Below are 25,768 nucleotides of genomic sequence, written 5' to 3'. Positions count from 1 at the left end.
CCAGCCTGTACATGCGCCACCCTCGGTCCGCCCCTACGCCGAAACAGCAGCCCGAAGGCGAGACCCGGTTTACCGGCGCGATGGGTCAGCCCGCGGGAGGCGGTGGCGGTGGGGCCGGGAGCGGGATGACGATGCCGAACGGCAGGGTGATCCCGGGCTGAGGCGTCGGCGTGGGGACGGCGTCGGGTACTGGTTCGGGCTCGGGTTCCGGCGCTTGCGGCGTGGTGACGGCCGGTTCGGCGTCGCGCGGTTCGGGGTTGCGCGGTTCGGCGTACCGCTCCGGGGCGCCGGCTGCCGGGCCGGTGGCGGCGTCCGTCTCGGGTTGCGCGCACTCGGCCACGCGGGCGTCGGCGGGTCCAGCGCCGCTGCCTGGATCGCCGGACCCGGCGGGGCTGTTCGCGCCGGGGTTCGGTAGCTGCCCGGGCGCCGCGCCATAGGGTTGCCCCGGCGCGAGCGGGATGCGCGCGATGCCGGGCTGCCCCGGTTGCGGCATCGGTGCGGGAACGGGCTGCGCGACACAAGGATTCACCGGCGGTGGCGGCGGGCAGAAGATTCCGCACGGAATCGGTGGCAGGCCGGGGATCGTGATCATCACCTGCGTCGGCGCTTGCTGCTGCGGCACGGGCACGCGCGGTGACTCGACCGGCGCGGGCACCGCCGTGGTCACCGCCGTCATCTCCGAACCAGGACCCACCGGCGAGAGCGTGCCCGGCGCCACCAGATCCGGCGAGATCCGCACCTGCGTCGGCGAACCACCCGTCCGATACGCCGCCGACCAACTCAGCACATTGGCCGCGTACGCCATCGAGTTGTTGTACCGCAACACCGCCCGCAACTCCTGCGACCCATCCCGCAGATCCAGACCCCCCGAACACAGGTACTTCCCGGCCGCCAACGCCGCATCGAACACATTGTGCGGATCGGCCACCCCGTCCCCGTTCCCATCCGCCCCGTAGGCACTCCACGTGCCGGGCAGGAACTGCATCGGGCCCAACGCCCGCACATACCCCCCGTCCGCCGCCTTGATCACCTCGTTACCCGGCAGACTCCCATCCAACGCCGGACCGAAGATCGGCGCCACCGTCGTCCCCGCCGCATCCGTGCGCCCACCACGGGCGTGCCCCGACTCGATCCGCCCGATCCCCGCCAGCAAACTCCACGACAACCCACACCCCGGCGTCGAGGACGCCAACGCCAACTCCGCGTTCCGATACGCCGCCAACACCACCTCGGGAATCCCCAACGCACCGCCCACACCAGGTAGCGAAACCTCTTGCAAAGGAACCACACCCGCAAACGGCGCCACCCCCGGCGTCACCGCCCGCAACCGTCGCGGACCCTCCGCCGCCACCGGCAACAACCCCACCACCCGCGATTGTTCGCTCTCCACACCTTTGTTCGCCGCCGCCAGTACTTCTGGCGCCCGTGACGCCGACGGTGGCACCGACGCCTGCACCCCCGAACCACTCACCACCGCACCAGCAACAACCAAAGCCGAGACCGTTATCGGAGCAGATACACGCATTCGGCCACACCCAATCCTCGACGTCGTCCGCGTCTCGGGACGGATGCATCCGCACGGGACAACGGAGTCCTTCTGCGGGGCCGCACATTCGGCCCCTGCACGCTCCGGCAGGAGCGAACCTGCGATAACATACGGTACACAATACCGAGGACATCGCGGGTCAGATCAGGGAAACTCGCAGTAACTTAACACTTCTCGCGACAACCCTGAATCCAGGGTACCGGCCCACGCCGCCATCCGCCCGTGCCCGTTTCGCCCGTCGCTGTCTCCGATGACGACCTGCGGGTTTCCTTGACGCACGTCATCTTTCGGACGTGCGGGCTATTTCTTCGCGAAGTAGAGCAGCACCGACGAGGCCGGAACCACGCCGCCGCCCTCGTCGAGATGGCGGTCGGAGCCGTCCTGCGGCCGCAATCCAGGACCGAGCACCCACATTCCGCCCTCGGGAACGGTTCGGTCGAAAGCTTCCTGCCCGATCGGATGGGCCGGATACAGGACTCCGCCGTCGACGGGCGGCTTCCCGTCGACCAGGATCGGTGCTCCGGCGCCCGCGCAGGTGATGCGGTCGCCTTCCACCGCGATCACCAGGGCGATTCGATACTCCGAATCCACAGCGGCCCAACCCGCCCGGGTGCCGTCGAACATCACCGACTCACCGATCTTCGGCCGGTAGCCCTCCGGCGGCACCACACGAGTCACCAGGTCACCAGGTCTGACATGCACGGTCGGGGCGCACGAGAAGAGTTGCGTGCGACAGCCTTCGTGATGCGGATCAGGGCCGTAGACCAGGCAGTCGAACCAGACCCCGGAACGCAGCGTCCCGAACGAATGGCACAGCCGCCAATTGCGGACATCCGCATTGTTCGGCACAATCGCGCGGTCGGCCGGAGACGAGGCCATCAGTGCCATCGACGTGATGTCGGCGCCCGGCCAAGCAGCGGTATGGAACCCGTACCGGCCCAAGCTGTCCACCAACAAGAAGGCCGCGAACGCGCCCGCTCCCACAGTGGCTCGAAGGCCCGTCGGCGGCTGTGGCCACTTCTCTTCCGGCGATCCCGCCCAGGGCCGCGTCTCCCGGTTTCGGTTCACCCGCCGCAGTCGCGGCGCCACCAGCAGCACCGTGAGCGCGACGAGCGCGACCAGTCCCCAGCCGAACGACCACGGCGGAGGCTGGTGCCGCCGCATCAGCTCCTCGGTCACCCAGCTCGGTATGCCGGAGTCCGCCAACGGCAATCGCGCATAGAGGAAGTAGGCCCAGAGCAACGACGGCAACCAGGGCAGCATGAGCACGGCCGCGCCTACCGCGAGGGCGGCGACGGCGACCCGGGGCCGGTCCACCGTCGCGACGACCGGCAACCAGCTGCGTGCCGCCACGTGGAGACAGGCACTCACCGCGACGCAGCACACGGCCGTGACGTAAACCCACTGGGATAGAAATTCCGTGGTCGAGGACCACGTATGGCCGATGGAGCCGTGCGCTACCGGGTCCAATGCCAGCACCCGTCCCAGCGCCAAACCCACCGCCAGAGCCAGGCCGTCGGCGATCGCTACCAGCCAGATATGGGTTCCGGTCCTCCGCATTTCCAGGTTGTCGGGTTGCACACGGACCCACAACGCGGTGCGCAGCGCCGCCTGCGCGAGACCGGCGGTCGCCACCAGTGTGGTCAGTGTCATCCCCACCAGCGGGGCGATCGGTGTGCGCAGCCGGGCCACCGCGGTCACCGCATCGACCAGGTCGTAGGCGAGCATGGCGCTCGATCCGATGACGACCAGGGAAAGCGATCTCGGGGCGAGCAGTCTGCCGGGTTCGTCCAGCATTCGCCGCCTGCTCGCGGCAGACGGATGCAGGCCGAATCCGGCTCGCAGGCCGGAATACCAGGTCGACTCTGGCGGATCACCGAGCTGTCTGCGGAGCTCGACCGGGAACTTCCGCCCGGCCCGCAGATCGGCGTAGTACTCGCGCGCCCGCAGCAGTCCGTTGCGTATCACGAGCGTCGATCCCAGCAACGCGACGATGCGCCAGCCGTAGACGAGGACGCTACCCCGATCTCCGGTCACGAGTTCGACCAGCATCCAGCAACCGAACGGGATGCCACCGAGCAGCACCAGCAGCCGCCACGTCCAGACGGCGACATAGGCGGGATCGAGATCGCGATTGCGGATGTGGGCCAATTCGTGTGAGACCACCGCGTCCACCGCGCCGTCGTCGGCCCCGCGCTGCCATCGCCGCACGAGACCGCGGCTCAGGACGATATAGCGCCGCCCGTACCGGCCGAAGGCCCGGCCACCGACGCGGTAGTCGACCGGATCGAGCAGGAACCGCACGTCGGTGTCCGCGGCCAGAGAGGTCAGTTTCGAGGCCAGCGTGGGGAATTCGCCGACGGGGAACGCGATCAACCTGCGCCACCGGATATGCCGTGACGGCCACAGCCAGTAGGCCAGCGCCGTGCAGACTCCCAGCACGACGACGGCGAGCATCGCGATCAGCGCCGCGGTCGCGCCGACCCGGCTGGAGCAGGACCCGACCGTCGCGGCGAAGGTGGCGCCGTCGGCCGGGGCGGCCTGCACGGCGCTATCGATCTCCGCCTCCGCCCCGCCGAGGGCGGTGACCAGCGCACGGACGCACTGCTCGGTCGCGAGCCGGTACGGCGTGCCGAGCACGGCGCCCGCGATCACCTGCCAGCAGTTCCACATGGTCGCCGCGGCGGCGAGAGCCAGTACCGCGAAACGCAGGGTCGTACCGGAACCGAACGCTTCCGGGGCGGGCCGCATCAGCGCGGCGGATCCTCCGGCGCGGCCAGCTCGCCGATGATCGCGCCCGCCAACAGATTCGCCTGCTGATCGGTCATCCCGTAGGCGAGGATCGCGCGCCGCGCGGCGTCCCGGGTGGTGTTGAGCTGCTCGGCGGTCAGGGGCTCCGACGGCACCGCTTCGCGACGCCGCCGCCATGGCAGCCGGCTGCGCAGACCGCGCGCGGTGCGTTTGCCGGAATATTCCAGCAGCGCGTCCACCGCGCCCTTGGTGGCGGCCAGCACCGCGACCGTCACGACCGCCTCCACCGCACCGACCCCGAAGCCGAGCAACTCGTCGGGACTCGGGCCACGCCTGCGCGCCGCGTACGCCGCGGCGGTGGCGTCGAACAACGGCAACTCCTCCGGCGCGTGCTCGGCGACGACCGACCGCGACACCGCCACGACGTCGATCGGTTCCGCATCCGCGATACTCAACGCACTACCCCCTCGGCGTCGGCTGTTGGTCGAGAACCATTCTGCACGACGGCAGTACCCGATCCTCGTGGCACGCTGTTCTCGCGGCAGGAGAGTCTCCACGCGGCGACTTCCGATAGCCTGCGTCGTCGACGAGGGGTGTGGGGGACGGCAGTCCGAGCTCGAAGACCAACAGCGACAACAGGATGAGTGGGCGACTCGTGCTAATCGACAGTTCTACCGGCCGGATGGTGGCGAGATCCGCGACCGCGGGCACCAGCGGCGACCGACCGGCGCGCGGCAGCGAGTACGCGGTGTTGTTGCGCCGAGTGCGCCATGCCGGGCTGCTGGATCGGCAGTCGCGGTATTACCTCTGGAAGAGCGCGGTCACCGTGGGGGCGTACGTGGCCGGGTGGGCGGCGTTCCTCGTCATCGGCAACTCGTGGTGGCAACTGGGCGTCGCCGCGTTCTTGGCGGTGGTGTTCGCGCAGATCGCCTTCCTCGGGCATGACGCCGGGCACCGGCAGATCTTCGCCGGTCGGCGGGCCAATTATTGGTACGGTGTGATCGCGGGCAATCTCGGTATCGGGGTGAGCATCGGCTGGTGGGTCAGCAATCACAATCGCCACCACGCACACCCCAACACCGAGGGTTCCGACCCCGACGTGATGGGGGTGCTGGCCCATTCCGGCGATCGAGCGCGGACCGGCAGAGGTTTCCGGCGGGTGATCTTCCGCTATCAAGCCTGGCTGTTCTTTCCGATGCTGTTGCTCGAGGCCGGCAGTCTGCACTTCGCGAGTGTGCGTGCGGTGCTGCGCTGGAAGATCCCCCACCGCGGCTGGGAGGCTGCGCTGTTGGCCGCGCACGCCGCCGGGTACCTCGCCGCGGTCTTGCTGGTCTTGCCGCCCGGTAAAGCGGTCGTCTTCATCGCTGTGCAGCAGGGCCTGTTCGGGTTCTACATGGGCTGCACCTTCGCACCCAACCACAAGGGGATGGAAGTGCTGGCCGAAGGCTCATCGGTCGACTTCCTCCGCCGTCAAGTGCTCACCTCCCGCAACGTCCGCGGCGGCCGACTCGTCGACGCCGCCCTCGGCGGGTTGAACTACCAGATCGAGCACCACCTGTTCCCGTCCATGCCGCGACCCAACCTGCGCCGGGCCAAGCCGATGGTCGAACAGTTCTGCGTCGAGCTCGAGCTGCCCTACTGCGAGACCAGCCTCCTCGACTCCTACCGCCGAGCACTGCACCACCTCGACACCGTCGGCCGGCTCGCCCGCCCGCTGCCTGCTGCCGTAGCCGGCAGTGCGGCAGCTGAACAGCGACGTGGCGGCTGAGCCTGGCTACCGCAGCCGGGGGAAGCATGCGGCACCCGGTGATCCCGACGGCCGGACGACAATGGGCCTTGCCGGTGTCGGCAAGGCCCATTTTCCGACCGCTCGATCCGCTATTGCGTCGGCACCGGTCCGCATTCCTTGGCCATCAAGTCGGGCAGGTGAGCCCATCCGGACGTGCAGCTCACGACCTCGCCGCCGTTCACCACGAACGGCTGCGTGATCTCTCCGCTCATCGGCGCGCCATTGGCTGCCGTGCAGTCCATGGCGCTTACCCTGCCCTCCCATACCGGCGAATGGGACGAACAGTTGTAGCTCCACATCTCCTGCGCGGAGACGGTCGGCGGGCAGAACAACAGCGCCGCCGCGGCGGCGAGGAAGGGGGGAAGGCCGAGACGAACGAGGCGTGTGGCATTCATGACGATCTCCTTGTCCTGGTTCCGTGCGGTCTGAATCGGTCACCGTCCCGGACGGGCTGTCCGAGCGGTCGCGAGCAGAAACTGCGTGGTTGCTCAGGAGAGAACGTGCACACTGCGAGTGGAACGATACGCAGGGGTCGCGGGGCCGGGCGCGGAATGCCGACGGCTGTGATCATCCGGATATGCGGCCGCCCATGGACGCCTCGAGCGACGCTTTTCGAACTCTACGTGCGGGTAACACCCGCACGCTATGTAGATATCTGGGATAAAGGTGCACACTACGCGAGACCGGGGCTCACAAGCCTCGCCCGATCGGGCCACTGCTGAGGAGAGGAAGGAACCGGCGAGTGTTCAGCCGCATAGCCATCGTGAACCGAGGAGAGGCCGCCATGCGCCTCATCCACGCCGTCCGAGATCTGGCTGCGGAGACCGCGCTGCCGATCGAAACCGTCGCGCTGCACACCGATGTGGACCGCAGCGCGACGTTCGTGCGGGAAGCCGATATCGCCTATGACCTGGGACCGGCCTCCGAGCGCCCGTACCTGGACCTCAAGGCGCTCGAACGCGCGCTGGTCTCCACCGGCGCGGATGCCGCCTGGGTCGGCTGGGGCTTCGTCGCGGAGGACCCGGCGTTCGCGGAGCTGTGCGAACAGATCGGCGTCACCTTCATCGGTCCCAGCCCGGAGGCCATGCGCAAGCTCGGCGACAAGATCGGCGCCAAGCTGATCGCCGAGGAGGTCGGGGTGCCGGTCGCACCCTGGAGCCGCGGCCCGGTCGAGACCGTGGACGCCGCGCTGGCGTCGGCCGCCGAGATCGGCTACCCGCTGATGCTCAAGGCCACCGCGGGCGGCGGCGGGCGCGGTATCCGGGTGATCACGAACGAGGCCGAACTCGTCGACGCCTACGAGCGCACCCGGCAGGAGGCCGCCCGGGCCTTCGGCAGTGGCGTGGTCTTCCTGGAACGGCTGGTCACCGGCGCCCGGCACGTCGAGGTCCAGGTCATCGCCGACGGCCAGGGGACCGCGTGGGCGCTGGGCGTCCGGGACTGCTCGGTGCAGCGGCGCAATCAGAAGATCATCGAGGAGTCCGCGTCGCCGGTGCTGCGCCCGGAGCAGGCCGCCGAGCTCAAAGCCTCGGCCGAGCGGCTGGCGATCGCGGTGGGCTATCGCGGGGCGGCGACCGTCGAGTTCCTCTACCACCCCGGTGACGAGCTGTTCGCGTTTCTCGAGGTCAACACCCGCCTGCAGGTGGAGCACCCGATCACCGAGTACACGACCGGTTTCGACCTCGTCCGCGCCCAGTTGCTGGTGGCTTCCGGAGGGAAGCTCGAGGGCGAACCCCCGGCCGAGCGCGGGCACGCCATCGAGGCCCGGCTCAACGCCGAGGATCCCGACCGCGACTTCGCGCCCGCCCCGGGCCGCATCGCGCGCCTCGACCTGCCGGCCGGCCCGGGCATCCGCGTCGACACCGGCGTCAGCGAGGGCGACACGATTCCCGCCGACTTCGACTCGATGATCGCCAAGATCATCGCCTACGGCCGTGACCGTGACGAAGCGCTGGGCAGGCTGCGCCGGGCGGTGGCACAGACCAGGGTGGTCATCGAGGGCGGCGCGACGAACAAGAGTTTCGTGCTCGACCTGCTCAATCAGCCCGAGGTGATCGACGCCAGCGCCGACACCGGCTGGATCGACCGCGTCCGCGGCGAGGGCAGACTGGTCTCGCACCGCCACTCGGCCGTCGCGCTGGCCGCCGCCGCCATCGATGCCTACGAGGAGGAAGAGCGCGTCCAGCGGCACCGGTTGCTTTCCACGGCCTCCGGCGGACGTCCTCAGGTGCAGCACGAGAGCGGCAGGCCGCTCGACTTGAAGCTGCGCGGCGCGGGCTACCGCGTGCGCGTCGCGCGCATCGGCGCCCATCGGTTCCGGATCGGGATCGAGGCGGGCGGTGATCTCCGCACCGCCGACGTCGATCTCGAGCGCTTCGATCGGCACACCGGGCACATCGTGGTCAATGGCACCCGCTACCGCTTGACCACCGGCACCCACGGGCCGATCCACCTGATCGACGTCGACGGCGTGACCCACCGGATCAGCCGCGACGAGGGCGGTGTGGTCCGCTCCCCCGCTCCCGCGCTGGTCGTCGCGACACCGCTGGAAGTCGGCGCCGAAGTCGAGGCGGGTGCGCCGGTGCTCGTGCTGGAGAGCATGAAGATGGAGACGGTGCTGCGCGCGCCGTTCCGCGCTCGGTTGAAGGAGTGCAGTGTCTCCGTCGGCACCCAGGTGGAGACCGGTGCGCCGCTGCTGCGGCTGGAGCCGCTCGCCGAGGACGACGAGGCCGAGGACACCGCGGTGACCGAGTCCGTGGAGCTGGACCTGCCCGGCGAGCCCGCGCACACCCAGCCGCACGAGCGCACCGCCCGCGGTCAGCAGGACTTGCGCAGTCTGCTGCTCGGCTTCGACGTCGACCCGCACGACGAGCGCCGGGTGCTCGACGATTACCTCACCGCGCGCCGGGCCGCCATCGCGGACAACCGCAGGCCGCTGGCCGAGGAACTCGAGCTCGTGCAGGTGTTCGCCGACCTCGCCGAACTGACCCACAACTGGTCGTGGGACGAGGACGGTGGCCAAGGCCACGTGCACAGCGCCCGCGAATACTTCCACACCTACCTGCAGAGCCTCGACGTGGAGCGGGCCGGGCTGCCGGAGTCGTATCGGACCAAACTCGCAAAGGCGCTCGAGCACTACGGGGTCACCGATCTGGAGCGCACCCCCGACCTCGAAGCCGCGGTCTTCCGGATCTTCCTCGCCCAGCAACGCCCGTCCGACACCGTCGAGGTCATCACCACACTGCTGCGCGAGTGGCTGCAGGAGCCGGTGCCGGACCGGGCGCTGCGCGAGCCCGTCGGTCTCGTGCTGGAGCGGCTCGTGGCCACGACGCAGGTGCGTTTCCCCGTCATCGCCGATCTCACCCGCGGTCTGGTGTTCGCCTGGTACGGCCAGCCGTTGCTGCGGCGCAATCGGGCCCGCGTCTACACCAACGTCCGCAGGCACCTGCGGCATCTGGACGCGAACCCGGGTGCCCCGGATCGGGCCGAGCGCATCTCCGACATGGTGCGCAGCACCGAACCGCTGGTGCGACTGCTCGGCCAGCGCCTGGAACGCGGCTACCCGGACCACACGGTCATGCTGGAGGTGCTCACCCGCCGGTACTACGGCAACAAGGGCCTCACCGACGTTCGCACCCATGAGGAGGGCGGCTGCACGTTCGTGATCGCCGAGCGGGGCGGCTCGAGCCTGGTGTCCACCGCGGTGCGCTTCGACGCGCTCGACACCGCACTGCGCGGGCTCGCCGAGTTGGCCGCCGGCGCCGTGTCCATCGACGCCGACATCTATCTCAGCTGGGAGAAGCAGCCCGGCGACTTCGACGCGATGGCGGCGGAGCTGCACGAGATCATCGGCACCCGCCAGTGGCCGAATCAGGTGCACCGCATCACCGCCACGGTCGCGGGCAGCGGCGGCGCGGTGATGCACCACCACTTCACCTTCCGCCCGTCGGCCACCGGCATGGTCGAGGAGCGGCTGATCCGCGGCCTGCACCCCTACATCGCGCAGCGGATGCAGATGGAGCGACTGCGCAAGTTCGACCTCACCCGGCTGCCGTCCTCGGACGACGAGGAGGTCTACCTGTTCCGGTGCGTCGCGAAGGAGAACCCCGCCGACGACCGCCTCATCGCGTTCGCCCAGGTGCGCGACCTCGCGGCCTTGCGCGAGCACGACGGCAGGCTGCTCGCGCTGCCCACGGCGGAAAGCACCATCGCCACCTGCGTGGACTCGATCCGCCGGGCACAGTCGCGGCGACCGTCGGCGAAACGCTTCAACACCAACCGCATCGTGATGTACATCTGGCCGCCGATCGACGTCACCCGCGCCGAGCTGGAGATGCTCGGCGGGCACGTGCTGCCGACCGCCGCGGGCGCCGGGCTGGAGGAGATCCTGCTCATCGCGCGGCAGCGGGACCCGCAGACCGGCGAGCTGACCAAGATCGCCGTGCGCATCTCCTTCGGCGCCACCGGCGCCCCCGAGGTGAGTGTCGGCGAGCCGTCCGACGAGCCGGTCGAGCCGCTGGACGAGTACCGGCAGAAGGTGCTGCGGGCCAGCAGCCGCAACACGGTGTACCCCTACGAATTGACCGCGCGGCTCGGTGATTTCGCCGAGTACGACCTCGATGACGACCACACGCTGGTGCCGGTCGACCGGCCCAAGGGGCGCAACACCGCGGCGATCGTCGCGGGCGTGGTCACCACGCCGACCGAGCGGCATCCGGAGGGTGTCACCCGGGTGGTGCTGCTCGGTGATCCGACGAAGTCGCTGGGCGCGCTGTCGGAACCCGAGTGCCGCCGCGTGATCGCCGCGCTGGACCTCGCCGAACGCATGCAGGTGCCGCTGGAGTGGTACGCGCTCTCGTCCGGTGCCCGCATCTCCATGAAGTCCGGCACGGAGAACATGGACTGGGTGGCGGCGGCGCTCAAGCGCATCGTCGAGTTCACCCAGGACGGCGGTGAGATCAACATCGTGGTCGCGGGCATCAATGTCGGTGCGCAGCCGTACTGGAACGCCGAGGCCACGATGCTCATGCACACCAAGGGCATCCTGGTGATGACGCCGGACTCCGCGATGGTGCTCACCGGCAAGCAGGCGCTCGACTTCTCCGGTGGCGTGTCGGCCGAGGACAACTTCGGCATCGGTGGCTACGACCGGGTGATGGGTCCCAATGGCCAGGCGCAGTACTGGGCGCCGAACCTGACCGCCGCGCAGGACGTGCTGATGTCGCACTACGACCACACCTACATCGCTCCCGGCGAGCAGGGGCCGCGGCGATCGCGGACCAGCGACCCGATCGATCGCGACGTCTCCGACTTCCCGCACGTCGCGGCGGACAGCGACTTCACGACGGTCGGCGAGATCTTCTCCGCCGCCAAGAACCGGGATCGCAAGAAGCCGTTCGACATCCGGACCGTGATGCGGGCGCTCTCCGACCAGGATCACCCGGTGCTGGAACGCTGGGCGGGCATGGCCGACGCCGAGACCGCGGTGGTGCAGGACGCGCACCTCGGCGGCATCCCGGTGTGCCTGCTCGGCATCGAGTCGCGGGGGGTGCCGCGGCGCGGCTTCCCGTCCACCGACGGCCCGGACACCTACACCGCGGGCACGCTGTTCCCGCGGTCGTCGAAGAAGGCCGCGCGGGCGATCAACGCGGCCAGCGGCAATCGGCCGCTGGTGGTCCTGGCGAATCTGTCCGGCTTCGACGGCTCGCCCGAGTCGATGCGGAAGCTGCAGCTCGAGTACGGCGCCGAGATCGGGCGTGCGGTCGTCAACTTCCGCGGACCCATCGTGTTCTGCGTGATCTCCCGGTACCACGGCGGCGCGTTCGTGGTGTTCTCGAAGGCGCTGAACCCGAACATGACGGTGCTCGCGGTGGAAGGCTCGTTCGCCTCGGTGCTCGGCGGCGCCCCGGCCGCCGCGGTGGTGTTCGCCAGTGAGGTCGACACCCGCACCGCGGCCGATCCGCGGGTACGGGACCTGGAAGCGCGCGCCGCGAACGCGTCCGGCACCGAGCGCGCGTCCCTGACCGCGGAACTCGACGAGCTCCGGTCCTCGGTCCGGACGGAGAAGCTCGCCGATGTGGCCGCGGAATTCGACCGCGTGCACGATATCCGGCGGGCGGTCGAGGTCGGTTCGGTCGACGCTGTCATCCGCGCCTCCGAACTGCGCCCGCGCATCATCGAGGCTATCGAGGCGCATCTGGCGGGGTGATCGGCCCCGCCGCGGTCCGTCACGTCCGGCGAGTCCCCACCTTCTGCGTGGGGACTCGCCGGACGCACGGTCGGCGATGAGCGTTGTCAGCCCACGTAGCGGGCCGCCCGGCTACTGGTGCAGATTGCGGTCGAACAGGGCCAGCAGTTCGCGGTAATGCCGTTCGGCGGCCTCGGGGTCGTGGGCGGAGGTATCGGCCTGGGTGTAGCCGTGCTGAGCCCCCTCGTAGACCTCGGTGCGGTGGCGGACGCCCGCGGCCTCGAGTGCCTTGTCGAACTGGGCGATGTGTTCCGCGGTCATGTGGTGGTCCTCGCCCGCATGGGCGAAATACAGCTCCGCCGTGATGTTTCCGACGGTCAGGTGCGGACTGTCCGGAGTGTCGGTGACCAGCGGCCCGCCATGGAATCCGGCCACCGCCGCAACTCGGCCGGGGAACATGGCCGCGATCAGCACCGCCAGCCGCGCCCCCATGCAGTAGCCGGTGAGGCCGACTTTGCCCTCGGTGACCTGCGGTGACGCTGCCAGCCAGTCGAGGTACGCGCCGGCATCCGAACGCAGGAGTTCCGGTGTGAGCTCGCGGATCATCGGGAAGACCTGCTGGAAGATCTCCGGCCGCTCCGCCGGGTCGATGAAGTCCGGCAGCTCGATCACCGGCGCACGCCCGTGCCGGTAATACGCATTCGGCAACAGGACGGTGTAGCCGTGGGCGGCGATACGATCGGCCAGCGACCGCAGGCTGGGTCGCAGTCCGAAACCGTCCTGAATCACCAGCACTCCCGGATGGGCGGCGCCATCGTCGGGGTAGGCGACATACGCGTCGGCGACACCATCGGGCGTCGGGACGTCGACCGACATGCCGTGCACTGCGGTCATCGATGAATCCTCCTGTCGGGTCGAGCTTTTCGAACCTACCGCATGCGGCGTCGGCCGATCCCACGCACCGGTGGGCACGGACGATGCGCGAATCAGCGTGCGTCGGTCCCGGTCAGCACGCGGGAGTCGGCCGCGTCGTCCAGTCGCGCGACCTGCGGGTAGGTCGGATACTCGATGCCCGAGATGTACTGCACCGTCCGCACCACCTGGCACGAGTAACCGAATTCGTTGTCGTACCAGACATACAGAATCGCGGTGTCGTCCTCGACGATCGTGGCGTTGGCATCGATGATCGACGCCGCGCGCGAGCCGATGAAATCGCTGGAGACCACGTCGGTGGCGGCGGTGTAATCGAGGTTTCGGCTCAACGGCCCGGCGAGCGAAACGCGACGCAGGTACTCGAGCACGTCGCTCTTCGTCGTCTTGCGCTCGAGCTGCAGGTTCAGGATCGCGACCGATACGTCCGGGGTGGGCACGCGAATCGAGTTGCCGGTGATCTTGGCCTTCAGATCCGGCAGAGCCTTCGCCACCGCGGAGGCGGCGCCGGTCTCGGTCAGCACGAGATTGAACGGCGCGGAACGGCCGCGACGGTCCGCCTTGTGATAGTTGTCCAGCAGGTTCTGGTCGTTGGTGAACGAGTGCACCGTCTCCACGTGGCCCCGGATGATGCCGTATTCGTCGTCCATGGCCTTGAGTGGCGGGACGATCGCGTTGGTCGTGCACGAGGCGCACGAGAAGATCCGCTGCGACAGGTCCAGGCCGCGGTGGTTGACGCCGTGCACGATGTTCGGGACATCGCCCTTACCGGGCGCGGTGAGCACCACCTTCGCGATACCGGGGCGCAGATGCTGCGCGAGCCCCTCACGGTCACGCCACTTACCAGTGTTGTCGATCAGGATCGCGTCGGTTATCCCGTACGCGGTGTAGTCGATCGTCGTCGGATCGTCGCTGTAGATGAATTTGATCACGTTGCCGTTCGCGGTGATCGTGTCGTTGCCGGTGTCGACCTTGATCGTGCCGTTGAAGTGGCCGTGCACCGAATCCCTGCGAAGCAGCGACGCGCGCTTGGCCAGATCGTCGGGCCCTCCCCTGCGCACGACGACCGCACGCAGGTTCAGCCCGTTGCCGGACCCGGCCTTCTCGATGAGCAGGCGCGTGACCAGCCGACCGATGCGGCCGAAGCCGTAGAGCACGACGTCTCTCGGGCCCGGTGACTGCGCTTTGTTGCCGTCGGTCACGTCGGCCAGCACGGCCGCGGTGAACTCGCGGATCGAGAGGCCGCGATCGTCGGCGCGATAGGACATGACCAACTGACCGAGATCGATCTTGCACGGTCCGAGATCCAGTTCGCTGAGCACTTGCAGGAAGGGCAGGGTCTCGTCGACCGACAACTCTTCGCCCTCGATCTGCCGCGCGAAACGATGCGTCCGCAGGATGCTGATCACCGATTTGTTCACCAGCGACCGGCTGTGCAGCAGGATCGTGACGCCCTTCCTTCGATACAACGTGCCGATGATGGGAATCATCGCCTCAGCGGCGGCTTCCTGGGCGTTCCAGCGGTCAAGGTGTTCGGTAGCCAACGCACGTCCTCGCATTTTCTCGATTTGCTCGCGAATCGATGCTAGTGAGGGCCGTGATATCACCGAGGCCGGATACCCACCGGTGAGGTCGCGTCAGTTGGGGCGGCGGAACCGGATCAGGGCCGTGCCGCCGAGGACCATACCGACCAGCCCGACCGTCATGGCCACGACGCCCCCGCCGAGACCGTTGCCGGTGCCGAGACCACCGTCGGCGGTGAGCACGACGAACCCGCCGACGACAATGCCGGTCAGACCGGCGACGGCGGCGATGGCGGCGTCACTCGCCCGGGTGCCGAACCGACCGACGCGGGCCACGGCCAGCGCACCGACCACCACCCCCAGCACGGCGATCAATGCCGCTGCACTGCCTGCGAGACGACCGGCGCTCAGTGTTGTGACCGCGGCGGCAGCCGACTGTGCCGATGCGTGCGCGGTCGCCGGGCTGACGAGTGCGAACGCTGCGAGCAGGGCTGGGGCGGAGAGAGGACGATGAACGGACACGAGGTGCTCCTTTTCGTGAATACCGACTTCGCCTCGATCATGTCCGTCGGAGCCGCCCGGGTCGTCCAGCGCAAGGAGACATTTCGTACTGCCCCCGATGTCGTATCCGACTACCTCGGACGTCGTGGCGGCCTGCCGGAGTACTGCGAACGCGGTAGGCGATAGATCATGCGTGCGTAGGAGTCCTCGGCGTGCGGATCCCGCTAGGGTGCACGCATGAGCAGGGAGCGGATCGCGGACTGGGCGATTGCCGTCGGCGTGGCCGCGATCCTGTTGTCCACCGGGCTGTCCCGGCAGCACTCACCCACGGATCTCGACCCGCTGGGCTACGCGTCGCTGGTCGGCGGCGGGCTGGCGCTGGCCGCGCGCCGATGGGCTCCGGTCGCCGTGCTGGTCATCACGGGGGCGTGCGCGCTGGGTTACCAAGCTGTCGGTTTCGACGTGCCTGCGGTCGCGTATCTGTTCGCCGTCTACGCCGCTGTGCGGGCGGGACATCGGATGATCGCGGCGGGGTCGGCGGTGATCCTGCTGGCCGGTCTGCCGCTCGCGGCGCTGGCCTCCCTGCACGACGTGGACGCGGCGTTCGCGCAAGCCAGAGGAGCCCTCGAACTGGCCTGGCTGATCGCGGCCGGTGCGGCGGGGGAAGCGCTGCGGCAAGCCGAACGGCGGGCCGACGAAGCCGAGCGCACCCGCGAGGAGACCGCGCGGCGGCGCGCCGGCGAAGAGCGACTGCACATCGCACGGGAACTGCACGATTCGCTCACCCATCAGATCTCGGTGATCAAGCTGCAGGCGGAGGTCGCCGTTCATCTGGCGCACAAGCGGGGGGAACCGGCGCCGGAGGCCCTGCTCGCGATCCGCGAGGCCGGTCGCGAGGCGGCGCGAGAACTCCGGGCGACGCTGCGGGCGCTGCGCGACGACGGTGAAACCCGCGGGCACGGACTCGATGACGTCCCGGACCTGGTGGACCGTTCCCGGCTGACCGGATTGGACGCCACGCTGACGGTCGAGGGACAACGGCCGGCCCTGCCTACGGCGGTCGACCGGACGGCCTACCGGATCGTTCAGGAGTCGCTGACCAACATCGCCCGGCACGCGGGCGCGGCGACGGCGTCGGTCCGGATCGGCTACCGCCCCGACGCGCTGGTCATCCAGGTCGACGACGACGGGAAAGCCACGCCCGGCGCCGCTGCGGTGCCGGGCGTCGGGCTGCTCGGCATGCACGAACGAGTCACCGCCCTCGGCGGGCGACTGCGGGCGTCGCCGCGCAGCGCGGGCGGGTTCACCGTCCACGCCGAACTTCCCGTGGACCGACCGTCATGATTCGTGTGCTGCTCGTCGACGACCAGCCGCTCATCCGCAGCGGATTCCGTGCGCTGCTGGACGCCGAGGACGACATCGAGGTGGTGGCCGAGGCCGCGGACGGCCGCGAGGGGGTGGCGCTGGCCGCACAGCATCTGCCCGACGTCGCGCTCATCGATGTCCGGATGCCGGTCGCCGACGGTATCGAAGCGACACGGCGCATCGCCGCGGACCCTGCGCTCGCCGGGGTGCACGTCGTCATCCTGACCAACTACGGCTCGGACGAACACGTCTTCCACGCGCTGCGAGCCGGGGCCGCTGGATTCCTCGTCAAGGACATCCAGCCGGAGGACTTCCTGCACGCCGTACGCGTCGCCGCACGCGGGGACGCCCTGCTCGCACCGTCGATCACCCGCAGGCTGATCGACCGCTACGTCACCCAGCCGCCGCAGACCAGCGCCGTCGCCGGATCGAGAGAACTCACCGACCGCGAGCGTGAAGCGGTCGTGCTGGTCGCCCAGGGTCTGTCCAACGACCAGATCGCCGGCCGCATGACGATCAGCCCGCTCACCGCCAAAACCCACGTCAATCGCGCCATGACGAAGCTGCACGCCCGCGACCGCGCCCAACTCGTCGTTTTCGCCTACGAATCCGGCCTGGTGACCCCGCGCGGCTCCGGACCGCTCTGACCGCGGCATCGGCTACCTGCTCGTTGTCGCCGCGCATCGGGAATCCTCTTGCGGTCCAACCGCTTCGAGGGCATGCGGTACTGTCCTGCGGACCCGTGCACCGGTGATCCCGCTGCGCGGGTGGTCATGTCGTACTCCGGAATCGAGGCAGGCTCATGAACCACAAGCTATGGTTGCTCGGCCGGTCGGTCACAGTTGGCGCTCACATCCTGGGCGAGAAGCTGATCCGGCCGAAAGCCCGGGACGTCGAGGACGTTCCGGTGTCCGGTGAAACCGTCACACCGCGGTGGCTGACGGCCGTCCTGTGCCGCGACGTCCCCGGAGCCGAAGTCGTCTCGTTCGAGACCTCGAACGGCAGCCGCGGAACGTCCACTCGCGTCGCGATTCGCGTCGGCTACAACGACGCCGGCACGCAGGCGGGCTTGCCCACCGAACTGTTCGCGAAGACCACGACCGCCTTCTCGCAGCGCATTCTGCTGGGTGGCGGGAAGATGATCGACGGCGAAACCCGCTTCTTCAGAGACTTCCGCCCGCAGGCCGACATCGAGGCTCCGTTCGGCTACTGGGGCGCCGCCGACCCGGCGTCCTGGCGATCGATCGCCCTCATGGAGGACATCGCCGCGACCCGCGGTGCGCAGTTCATCGAGCCGAACGCCCCGATCGCCCGCGATCAGATCGAAGATCTGGTCCGCAACCTCGCCCGGCTGCACCGCACCTTCTGGAACCATCCGTCGATCGCCGACCTCAAGACGACCACCGAGGCGCTGCAGGCATACCTTGCCGCCATCGACATGAAAAAACGTTGCGAAGTCGGTCTGCGCCGCGCCGCGGACGTGGTGCCCGCGACCCTCCACGGACAGGCCGAGCGGCTGTGGGCCGGTGTGGAGCGCGCGATCGACAAAGCGACGAGCGAACTGCCCCAGACCCTGCTGCACGGTGACCCGCACATCGGCCAGACCTACCGAACCGGCTCCGGGCGAATGGGATTCGTCGACTGGCAGGTGGTCATGCGGGGCGGGTGGGCGCACGATTTCGCCTATACCGTCAACTCGGGGTGCGAGCCCGAGGACCGACGCGCCTGGGACCGCGATCTGCTGGCGGCCTACCTGGACGAGCTCGGCAGCCTCGACGGTCACGCGCCCTCCTTCGACGACGCATGGCTGGCCTACCGGCAACAGTCGATGTTCGCCTACGCGGCTTGGGCGTTCACGATCGGCAGGGCGGCGTACCAACCGAAGATGCAGCCCGTGGAGACGTGCTTGACGCTGTTGAAGCGGATCACCACGGCTATCGACGACCACGATTCGTTGGACGCCCTCGGCGTCTGACGCCGGATTCTCGTGGCGGCGCGGCCGGGCAACAGTCCGGCCGCGCGTCCCGGACAGCGTGCCGCGAGGCGTATTCCCTCGCGCGGTGATGGATCGGATCCGTGCGCGCTATACCATCTACCGGTTCCGGCGCAGACCCGGAAACTCGCTCCGGTGCAGTGTCCGGGCAGGGAGCGGTGCTTCAGCAGTCAGCTAGTGCATACGAACCAGTTTGGAGTTTGCTCTTGAGTATGCTGGGATCTCAGGCTCCGGCGCAGTCGTGCCCGGTCGTCCACGGCTCGCCCGTCGATTCCGACGACCCACGGGTGCCCCTGTACTCGGCCGAGTTCGCGGCTGATCCCCACCATGTCTATCGCGAAATGCGCAGTCGCTACGGGTCATTGGCGCCGGTGGAGTTGGCGCCGGGCGTACCGGCCACGCTGGTGATCGGCTACAGCACCGCGGTGCGGATCCTCAACGACCCCGAGCACTTCCCCGCCGATCCACGCGCCTGGCAGCAGAACATTCCCGCCGACTGCCCCATCCTGCCCCTGCTGGAGTGGCGGCCCATGGCCAGTCGCAGCACCGGGACCGACTTCACTCGCTACCGCGGCGCGATCACCGCGGCCATCGACGAGGTCGACCTGTATGCCCTGCACGCCGTCGTGGAGGGCGTCGCCATCCCGCTGATCAACTCCTTCTGCCAGGACGGGTCCGCCGACCTGATCCGCCAGTACGTGTTCCCGCTGGTGTTCGAGGTGGTGAACTATCTGCTCGGCTGCCCCCCGGAGATCGGCGGGCAAGTGGCCGCCGGCACGGCTGCCCTCCTCGAGGGTGTCGACGCCGAGAAGGGCAACCAGATGCTCGGGGAGGCTCTGATGAGCCTCGTGACGCTCAAACGCGCCGAACCCGACCGCGACATCACCTCGGTCCTGCTGCAGCATCCCGCCCGGCTGAACGACGTAGAGGCCTCGCACCACGTGTCACAGGTCTACGGCACCGGGATCGAATTCCAGCTGAACCTGATCGTCAACACCCTGCTGCTGATCCTCACCGACGAGCGCTACGGCGACAGCATTCTCGGCGGCAACCTGTCGTCCCGCGACGCCATCGATGCGGTCTTGTTCGACGACCCGCCGCTGGCGAACCTGCTGATCACCTACCCACGCCATCCGATCCTCATCGACGGCGTCTGGCTGCCCGCACACCAGCCCGTCGTCATCAGCATGGCCGCCTGCAACAACGATCCCGCGATCCGCGCAGGCGACCTGACCGGCAACCGCTCCCACCTGGCGTGGGGCCTCGGCCCGCATGCCTGCCCGGCGCGGTCCCTGGCCTACCTGATCGCGCAAGAGGCCATCGACCAGCTTCTCGACGCGCTGCCGGAGATCCGACCGAACCTGCCCAACGGGACACCCAGCTGGCGACCTGGGCCCTTCCACAGGGCACTGACCGAACTGCCGGTCACCTTCCCGCCGACCGCTCCGCTGAACATCTGACGGTCCGGCCCGCAACCGGTCCGACCAGCCTGATGACCTTCTGCTCTGTCGGTGCCCCCGTCGCCGTCGAATGATGATCGACGTAGCGAGCACGCCGCCGGAGTGGAAGGAGACACATCATGACCACCGCGCGGACGATCATGCGGGCCGACGTGCAACACATCAGTGTGCGAGACACCATGGAGGCAGCCGCCCAGCGGATGCGGCTGCTCGATATCGGCGCGCTGCCGATCTGCGACGGCGAAGGCCGTCCCGTCGGCATCGTCACCGATCGCGACATCGTTGTGAAGGTCGTCGGCGTCGGCGCGAATCCGAAGACCACCACCGCCGGAGAATTGGCGCAGGGCGCCGATCGACTGCACACCGTCGAGATCGACACCGAGATGAACGACGCGCTGGTGCTCATGGAGCAGCACCGGGTCCGCCGGCTCCCGGTCACCGACCACGGCGTGCTGGTCGGCATCATCACCGAGGCCGATCTGGCCCGCCATCTGACCGGAGCCACCGTCGGTGAGTTCGTCGAGGCGGTCTGCGCCGCCAACCTGCCGGCGACCGGGAACGCATCGGGCAGCGAGGCTACCCGCTGATCCGCTGCTGCGGGCACAGCAGAGCCTAGGGCTCGTTGTCCTCGCACGGCTCCGGCCCGAGCGGCCCGGTGCGGTTGGCGGTCAGCATCCGCACGGCCGCCGTGCGCAGATCCGGACGCGCACGCCGGGACGTCAGCTCGGCCAAGCAGATCTCACCGACCATGGCGACCTTCATCCGCGAGGCGGCGTCCGGGTCGGGCCACCCGGCGGCGACCATGTCCGGCCGCCCCACCGCGATGAACAGCTCGTGACGGCGGCGGATCTCCTCGCGCAGATCCGGATCGGTGCGCGCCTGGACCATGAACGCCTCGGTGCCACGGGCATCGAGGCAGGCATCCAGGAACGCGTCCAGGCTGGGTGCGATCCGTTCGATGCCCGGCGGTATCCCGGCCAGCGCCGCGGCCACCGACTGTGACAGCGCGTCGAAGAAGCGGCGGTGCAGCGCGATGACGTAGCTGCGGCGGTTGACGAAGTGGTGGTAGAAGGTGCCCTTGGCCATCCCGGCCTCCTCGACCACCGCGTTGATCGAAAGACGGTGCAGCCCTTCGCGTTCCGCTACCACGGTGCCCGCGATGAGCAGTGCCGTGCGACCGGGGTCGGCAATGACTGTCATGTTTCCGAATTCTCCCCACTCTTTCTGAAAAGGCTAGTGTCGGGCACCGGCCGCACCTACGCTGTGACCGATCGGTCGGTCGAAGCCTAACCGGGTTCGGGATGGTCCATCGGGTCATCGAGGACCGATCTGATTCAGGGCGACCCTGGGGGTTCGAAATGTCCGCTGAGTTTAAATTGGCGAGCGGCGATGTGGTGCCACTGACGTCGAACGCGCGGTATCGCGTATCGATCGACGACCTGCTGCCCGCGGACTCGCCGCGGTCGAACGGAGAGGATCGCCGGCATATCGCGCGGCTGGCCGAGAGCGACACCGAATTGCCGCCGATTCTGGTGCACCGCAGCACGATGCGCGTCATCGACGGAATGCATCGGTTGCGCGCCGCGCAATGGCTCGGACGCGAGCACATCGAGGTCGTGTTCTTCGACGGAACACAGGCCGAGGCTTTTCTCCGTGGCGTCGAACTGAATACGACGCACGGGCTGCCGTTGACGCTCGCGGATCGGAAAGCGGCGGCCGAGCGGATCATCGAGACTCTGCCGGAATTGTCCGACCGCGCCATCGCGTCCACCACGGGGTTGTCGGCGCGAACGGTGGCCACGATTCGACAACGTTCGACTGCGGAAATTCCGCAGTCGAACATCCGCGTCGGCGCCGACGGCAGGCGCAGGCCGTTGGACCGCGCCCAGCGCAGACGCCGCGTCGCCGAGCTGCTGGCCACCTCGCCGGACATGCCGTTGCGCGCGCTGGCCGCCGCGGCGGAGGTGTCCATCAGCACGGCGCACGCGATCCGGAAACGTCTGCGCGAGACGGGGTCCCCCGAGCACGACAACGCCGCCGACCAGCCCGAGGGCAGCGCGCTGCTGCTGCAGCAGCTCACTCGCGACCCGGCCATGCGGCACAGTCAGCAAGGCCGCGACCTGCTGCGCTGGTTGCACACCCACTCGATGCAGCGCGAGGTGTGGACCGCGTTGGTGGCCACCGTCCCTCCGCATTGCATCCCGGCCGTCGCCGAACTCGCCAGCCGCAACGCCAAGGAATGGCGGGCGCTGGCCAGCTACATCGATTCCGGCGCCACCGAATAGCACCGCCACAGCCGCGACGCACGGCCGGAATCCGAGAAGAGGTCATTCATCATGCTTGCTGGTCTCGCACGCCTGGCAGTCGGGCGACCGCGATCCATCCTCTATGGCGCGCTGCTCATCGGGATCGTCTGCGTCGGGCTGGGCTGGTCGGCGCCCGCCCACCTGAAATCCGGCGGCTACCTCCCGTCCGACACCGAATCCGCCGAGGTCGCGACGTTCCTCAGCCGCGAGTTCCCCGGCGCCGCACCGAATCTCGTGCTGCTGGTCACCGCTCCGGAAGGACTCGACGGCCCGGCGGCGCGCACGGTCGGCGAACGTCTGGCCGGGGACCTGCGTGGCCGCAGCGAGGTCGACGCGGTCCAGTCCTACTGGGAACTTCCGCCGGATCTGCGGCAGGGCCTGCGCGGCAACGACGGCCGCGAGGGCCTGGTCCTGGCCCACGTCACCGGCGACGACACCGACGCGCCCACACGGGCCGGCGCCATCGCCGATCAGGTGAGCGGCGATTTCGACGGCGTCACCGTGCGGGCGGGCGGCCAGGCGGTGGCCTTCGACGAGATGAGCCATCAGATCGTCACCGACCTGCTGATCACCGAGGCGATCGCGATACCGCTGACGGGTCTGGCGTTGATCCTGGTCTTCGGCAGCCTGACCGCGGCGCTGATCCCGCTGGCGGTGGGCGTGTTCAACATCTTCGCGACCCTGCCGATCCTGCGGCTGCTCACCGAGGTCGGCGACGTATCGATCTTCGCGCTGAACATGATGAGCGCCCTCGGTTTCGCGGTCGCGATCGACTCCAGCCTGTTCATGGTCAGCCGGTTCCGCGAGGAACTCGCCGCCGGACACGACACCGGTTCCGCGGTCGCGCGCACGGCGCGGACGGCGGGTCGTACCGTCCTGTTCTCCGGGGTGGTGATCGCGCTGTCGCTGTCGACGTTGCTGGTCTTCCCGCTGTATTTCCTCCGATCGCTGGCCTACGCGGGGCTGGCCGTGCTCGGGGCGGCCGTGTTCACCACACTGCTGCTGGTCCCCGCCGCGCTGGCGCTGCTCGGGCCCCGCGTCGACGCACTCGACGTGCGAGCATTGCTGCGCCGCCGGTCGCGTCCCGCTCCGGTGGAAGTCGCCGAAACCCGCTGGTATCGCGCGGTGCTGCTGGTGATGCGCCGCCCGGTGGTGTCCGCGGTGGCGGTCGTCGCGCTGCTGCTGGTGCTGGGGTCGCCGTTCCTGTCCGTCCGGTTCGGCGCCGCCGACGACCGGGTCATCGCCGGGGCGTCCAGCCACGAGGTCGGCGACGCGCTGCGCACCGGCTTCCGGGAGAACGCCATGGCCGGAGTGCTCGTGGCCGTGCCCGCATTCCGGGGCGGTGACGCCGAGATCGCCGCCTACGCCGAGCGTTTGTCGCGCGTGCAGGACGTCACGTCGGTGCTGTCCGCGGCGGGCGTCTACACCGGCGGGCTGAAAGTGGCCTCGGCGCCGCCCGGTATGCGCGGCGACGCGGGCACGTATCTGCGCGTGGGCACCCGGCTCGACCCGTACTCCCCCGCCGCGATCGAGCAGCTCCACCAGGTGCGCGCGGTCCCCGCTCCGGGCCGGGCGCTGCTCGGTGGCGCGGCGGCCGAAAGCGTCGACGCGCTCGACGCGCTCGCGGCGAAGGTTCCCCTGGCGATCTTCGTGATCGCGCTGTCGACGGTGGTGGTGCTGTTCTTCTTCACCGGCAGTGTGCTGCTGCCGATCAAAGCGCTTCTGCTCAACACGCTTTCGCTGGCGGCGACCTTCGGCGCCATGGTCTGGGTCTTCCAGCAGGGGCATCTGTCGGATCTGCTCGGTTTCACCCCGACCGGATATCTCGTGCCGACCATGCCGATTCTGATGTTCTGCATCGCCTTCGGCGTCTCGATGGACTACGAGGTGTTCCTGCTGTCCCGGATCCGGGAAGAGTGGCTGGCCTCCGGCGACAACACGCGTGCGGTGGCGACCGGCGTCGCCCGCACCGCGCGCATCTTCACCGCGGCCGCCTGCCTGATGGCGATCGCTTTCGCGGGGATGGTGACCTCGCACGTGTCGTTCATCCAGCTGTTCGGTCTCGGCCTGACCCTGGCGGTGCTGAGCGACGCCACGTTGATCCGCGGCGTGCTCGCGCCCGCCTTGATGCGCATGCTCGGCGCGGCCAACTGGTGGGCGCCGCGCCGGCTCGGCCGCCTGCACGACCGTATCGAAATCCCCGAGACCAGCGCCGTTCTCGAACCAGTACCCAAGTAGTGCGATAGGACGAACATGGCGAAATTCCGCACAGGTGTGATGGATTCCGGTGTCTACACCCGGTTCGCGCCCGATCTGCAATTTCGCGGCAGCCGCTCGGTGGCGATGGCGGGCGGGGCGGACTCGCTCTGGGTGACCGACCATCTGCCCTCGATCCTGCCCGCCTCGATCTGGAAACCGCGGCACGTCGGCATCACCCGGCTCGCGCCGCACGCCGACGGCATCTACGAACCGTGGACGGCGCTGGGCTACCTCGCCGCGCAGAACCGCTTGGCGCGCCTGCGGCTCGGGGTCGGCGTCACCGACGCCGGCCGGCGCAATCCCGCGGTGACCGCGCAGGCCGCGGCCACCCTGCATCACTTGAGCCGGGGCAGGGCGATTCTGGGCATCGGCACCGGCATCCGGGACAACAACGAGCCCTACGGCGTGGACTGGACCGCTCCGGTCGGGCGGTTCGAAGAGGCGCTGGCCACCATCCGGGCGCTGTGGGACTCCCACGGCAGCCTGGTGAACAGGGACTCGCCGCACTTCCCGTTGCGTGACGCGGTCTTCGACGTGCCGCCGTACCGCGGCACCCGCCCGGAGATCTGGGTCGCCGCAGGGGGCCCGCGGATGCTGCGGGCCGCCGGGCGTTACGCCGACGTATGGTTCCCCGGCTTCGCGCAGCGCCCGCACGAGTACCGGCATCGCCTGGAGCTGGTCCGCGCGGCGGCCTCCGACGCGGGCCGCGACCCGTTGTCGGTCGCGCCCGCCGCCGTGTTCAGCGTGCTCACCGCGACCCGCCCCGCGGAGGTGGACGCCCTGGTCGAGAGCGTCGGCGCACGGGCGCTGACCCTGTGCGCCCCGGGTGAGATGTGGACCAGGCACGGCGCGACCCATCCCCTGGGCGAGGATTTCACCGGCCTGCAGGACTACCTGCCGCAGACGTTGGACGAGCGCACGGTGCTGGACTACGTCGAGAAGGTCCCGCCGTCGCTGGTGCGCGAATTCTGCCTCACCGGGACGCCGGAGGAGATCGTCGAGCAGGTGGCGGACTGGCGCGACCACGGTCTGCGCTACGCCGTGCTCATGAATCTCAGCGCAATTCATCCGAACATCACGCACGGGATGATTTCGAACGCGCCCCTGGTGGCGACATTACGCAAATTGAAGAAACTGTAGTGCAACGCAATTGACGCC

At 69.1% G+C, this 25,768-nt stretch carries 19 protein-coding genes; 11 read left to right on the top strand and 8 right to left on the bottom strand.

All coding sequences use genetic code 11. The features are described 5' to 3' along the window. Positions 1 to 85 precede the first annotated feature (85 nt). The 3 genes from ABZ552_RS12050 to ABZ552_RS12040 all read right to left on the bottom strand — a co-directional run bounded on the left by ABZ552_RS12050 (position 86) and on the right by ABZ552_RS12040 (position 4,752). Positions 86 to 1,255 carry a lytic murein transglycosylase gene (locus tag ABZ552_RS12050; protein WP_350356449.1) on the bottom strand — a complete coding sequence of 390 codons (1,170 nt, stop codon included), beginning with the start codon at positions 1,253 to 1,255 and terminating at the stop codon, positions 86 to 88. Positions 1,256 to 1,846: 591 nt separating this feature from the next. Further along, complete coding sequence (locus ABZ552_RS12045; RefSeq protein WP_281880641.1) at positions 1,847 to 4,297, bottom strand: M48 family metalloprotease; 2,451 nt, start codon at positions 4,295 to 4,297, stop codon at positions 1,847 to 1,849. Continuing rightward, positions 4,297 to 4,752 (bottom strand): hypothetical protein, encoded by a 456-nt coding sequence (locus ABZ552_RS12040; protein ID WP_281880643.1) that lies wholly within the window; start codon positions 4,750 to 4,752, stop codon positions 4,297 to 4,299. Before ABZ552_RS12040 ends, ABZ552_RS12045 begins: the two co-directional genes overlap by 1 nt. 230 nt (positions 4,753 to 4,982) lie before the next feature. Here ABZ552_RS12040 and ABZ552_RS12035 point away from each other — a divergent pair, with 230 nt between their 5' ends. After that, positions 4,983 to 6,065: an acyl-CoA desaturase gene (locus tag ABZ552_RS12035; RefSeq protein ID WP_281880644.1), complete on the top strand. Its 1,083-nt coding sequence runs from the start codon at positions 4,983 to 4,985 to the stop codon at positions 6,063 to 6,065. A gap of 110 nt (positions 6,066 to 6,175) precedes the next feature. On the opposite strand, the gene ABZ552_RS12030 is transcribed toward ABZ552_RS12035, so the two are convergent. After that, entirely contained in the window at positions 6,176 to 6,481 is a 306-nt protein-coding gene (locus tag ABZ552_RS12030; protein ID WP_281880645.1) for a hypothetical protein, read from the bottom strand. 347 nt (positions 6,482 to 6,828) lie between these two features. Here ABZ552_RS12030 and ABZ552_RS12025 point away from each other — a divergent pair, with 347 nt between their 5' ends. Then, a complete protein-coding gene (locus ABZ552_RS12025; protein WP_281880646.1) occupies positions 6,829 to 12,294 on the top strand; it encodes a carboxyl transferase domain-containing protein in 5,466 nt (1,821 codons plus the stop codon). 111 nt (positions 12,295 to 12,405) lie between these two features. Here the strand turns inward: ABZ552_RS12025 and ABZ552_RS12020 are convergent, their stop codons facing one another. The 3 genes from ABZ552_RS12020 to ABZ552_RS12010 all read right to left on the bottom strand — a co-directional run bounded on the left by ABZ552_RS12020 (position 12,406) and on the right by ABZ552_RS12010 (position 15,248). After that, positions 12,406 to 13,167: a dienelactone hydrolase family protein gene (locus ABZ552_RS12020; protein ID WP_281880647.1), complete on the bottom strand. Its 762-nt coding sequence runs from the start codon at positions 13,165 to 13,167 to the stop codon at positions 12,406 to 12,408. Positions 13,168 to 13,259: 92 nt separating this feature from the next. Beyond that, a complete protein-coding gene (locus ABZ552_RS12015; RefSeq protein ID WP_281880648.1) occupies positions 13,260 to 14,747 on the bottom strand; it encodes a glyceraldehyde-3-phosphate dehydrogenase in 1,488 nt (495 codons plus the stop codon). Positions 14,748 to 14,840: 93 nt separating this feature from the next. Next, the gene (locus ABZ552_RS12010; RefSeq protein WP_357436930.1) at positions 14,841 to 15,248 is read right to left on the bottom strand and encodes a DUF6223 family protein; all 408 of its coding nucleotides are present in this window, start codon (positions 15,246 to 15,248) and stop codon (positions 14,841 to 14,843) included. Between ABZ552_RS12010 and ABZ552_RS12005 the strand changes: the two genes are divergently transcribed. The 6 genes from ABZ552_RS12005 (at position 15,237) to ABZ552_RS11980 (ending at position 20,632) form a co-directional block, all read left to right on the top strand. Further along, the gene (locus ABZ552_RS12005; protein WP_357436927.1) at positions 15,237 to 15,413 is read left to right on the top strand and encodes a hypothetical protein; all 177 of its coding nucleotides are present in this window, start codon (positions 15,237 to 15,239) and stop codon (positions 15,411 to 15,413) included. The two genes, ABZ552_RS12010 and ABZ552_RS12005, sit on opposite strands and share 12 nt — an antisense overlap. Before the next feature lie 51 nt (positions 15,414 to 15,464). Beyond that, complete coding sequence (locus tag ABZ552_RS12000; protein ID WP_357436924.1) at positions 15,465 to 16,571, top strand: sensor histidine kinase; 1,107 nt, start codon at positions 15,465 to 15,467, stop codon at positions 16,569 to 16,571. Further along, entirely contained in the window at positions 16,568 to 17,239 is a 672-nt protein-coding gene (locus tag ABZ552_RS11995; RefSeq protein WP_281880652.1) for a response regulator transcription factor, read from the top strand. Before ABZ552_RS12000 ends, ABZ552_RS11995 begins: the two co-directional genes overlap by 4 nt. A 155-nt stretch (positions 17,240 to 17,394) precedes the next feature. Further along, the gene (locus tag ABZ552_RS11990) at positions 17,395 to 18,567 is read left to right on the top strand and encodes an aminoglycoside phosphotransferase family protein (RefSeq protein WP_281880653.1); all 1,173 of its coding nucleotides are present in this window, start codon (positions 17,395 to 17,397) and stop codon (positions 18,565 to 18,567) included. A gap of 230 nt (positions 18,568 to 18,797) precedes the next feature. Next, positions 18,798 to 20,045, top strand: coding sequence for a cytochrome P450 (locus tag ABZ552_RS11985; RefSeq protein WP_281880654.1), 1,248 nt, complete (start codon positions 18,798 to 18,800; stop codon positions 20,043 to 20,045). A gap of 119 nt (positions 20,046 to 20,164) precedes the next feature. Beyond that, the gene (locus ABZ552_RS11980; protein ID WP_281880655.1) at positions 20,165 to 20,632 is read left to right on the top strand and encodes a CBS domain-containing protein; all 468 of its coding nucleotides are present in this window, start codon (positions 20,165 to 20,167) and stop codon (positions 20,630 to 20,632) included. Between the two features lie 25 nt (positions 20,633 to 20,657). Here ABZ552_RS11980 and ABZ552_RS11975 read toward each other — a convergent pair whose 3' ends face one another. Continuing rightward, a complete protein-coding gene (locus ABZ552_RS11975; protein ID WP_281880656.1) occupies positions 20,658 to 21,245 on the bottom strand; it encodes a TetR/AcrR family transcriptional regulator in 588 nt (195 codons plus the stop codon). A gap of 158 nt (positions 21,246 to 21,403) precedes the next feature. Here ABZ552_RS11975 and ABZ552_RS11970 point away from each other — a divergent pair, with 158 nt between their 5' ends. From ABZ552_RS11970 to ABZ552_RS11960, 3 genes are read left to right on the top strand one after another with little or no spacing between them, the layout of a single operon-like run. Continuing rightward, entirely contained in the window at positions 21,404 to 22,330 is a 927-nt protein-coding gene (locus ABZ552_RS11970) for a ParB N-terminal domain-containing protein (RefSeq protein WP_281880657.1), read from the top strand. A gap of 51 nt (positions 22,331 to 22,381) precedes the next feature. Further along, positions 22,382 to 24,589: an MMPL family transporter gene (locus tag ABZ552_RS11965; protein ID WP_357436916.1), complete on the top strand. Its 2,208-nt coding sequence runs from the start codon at positions 22,382 to 22,384 to the stop codon at positions 24,587 to 24,589. A 15-nt stretch (positions 24,590 to 24,604) separates the two neighbouring features. Further along, positions 24,605 to 25,750, top strand: coding sequence for an LLM class flavin-dependent oxidoreductase (locus ABZ552_RS11960; RefSeq protein ID WP_357436913.1), 1,146 nt, complete (start codon positions 24,605 to 24,607; stop codon positions 25,748 to 25,750). The last annotated feature ends 18 nt before the right edge of the window (positions 25,751 to 25,768 follow it).

This window comes from Nocardia sp. NPDC019219 (genome assembly GCF_040632645.1).
Classification (GTDB): Bacteria; Actinomycetota; Actinomycetes; order Mycobacteriales; family Mycobacteriaceae; genus Nocardia; species Nocardia sputorum.
This window is presented reverse-complemented; position numbering and strand designations above follow the sequence as displayed.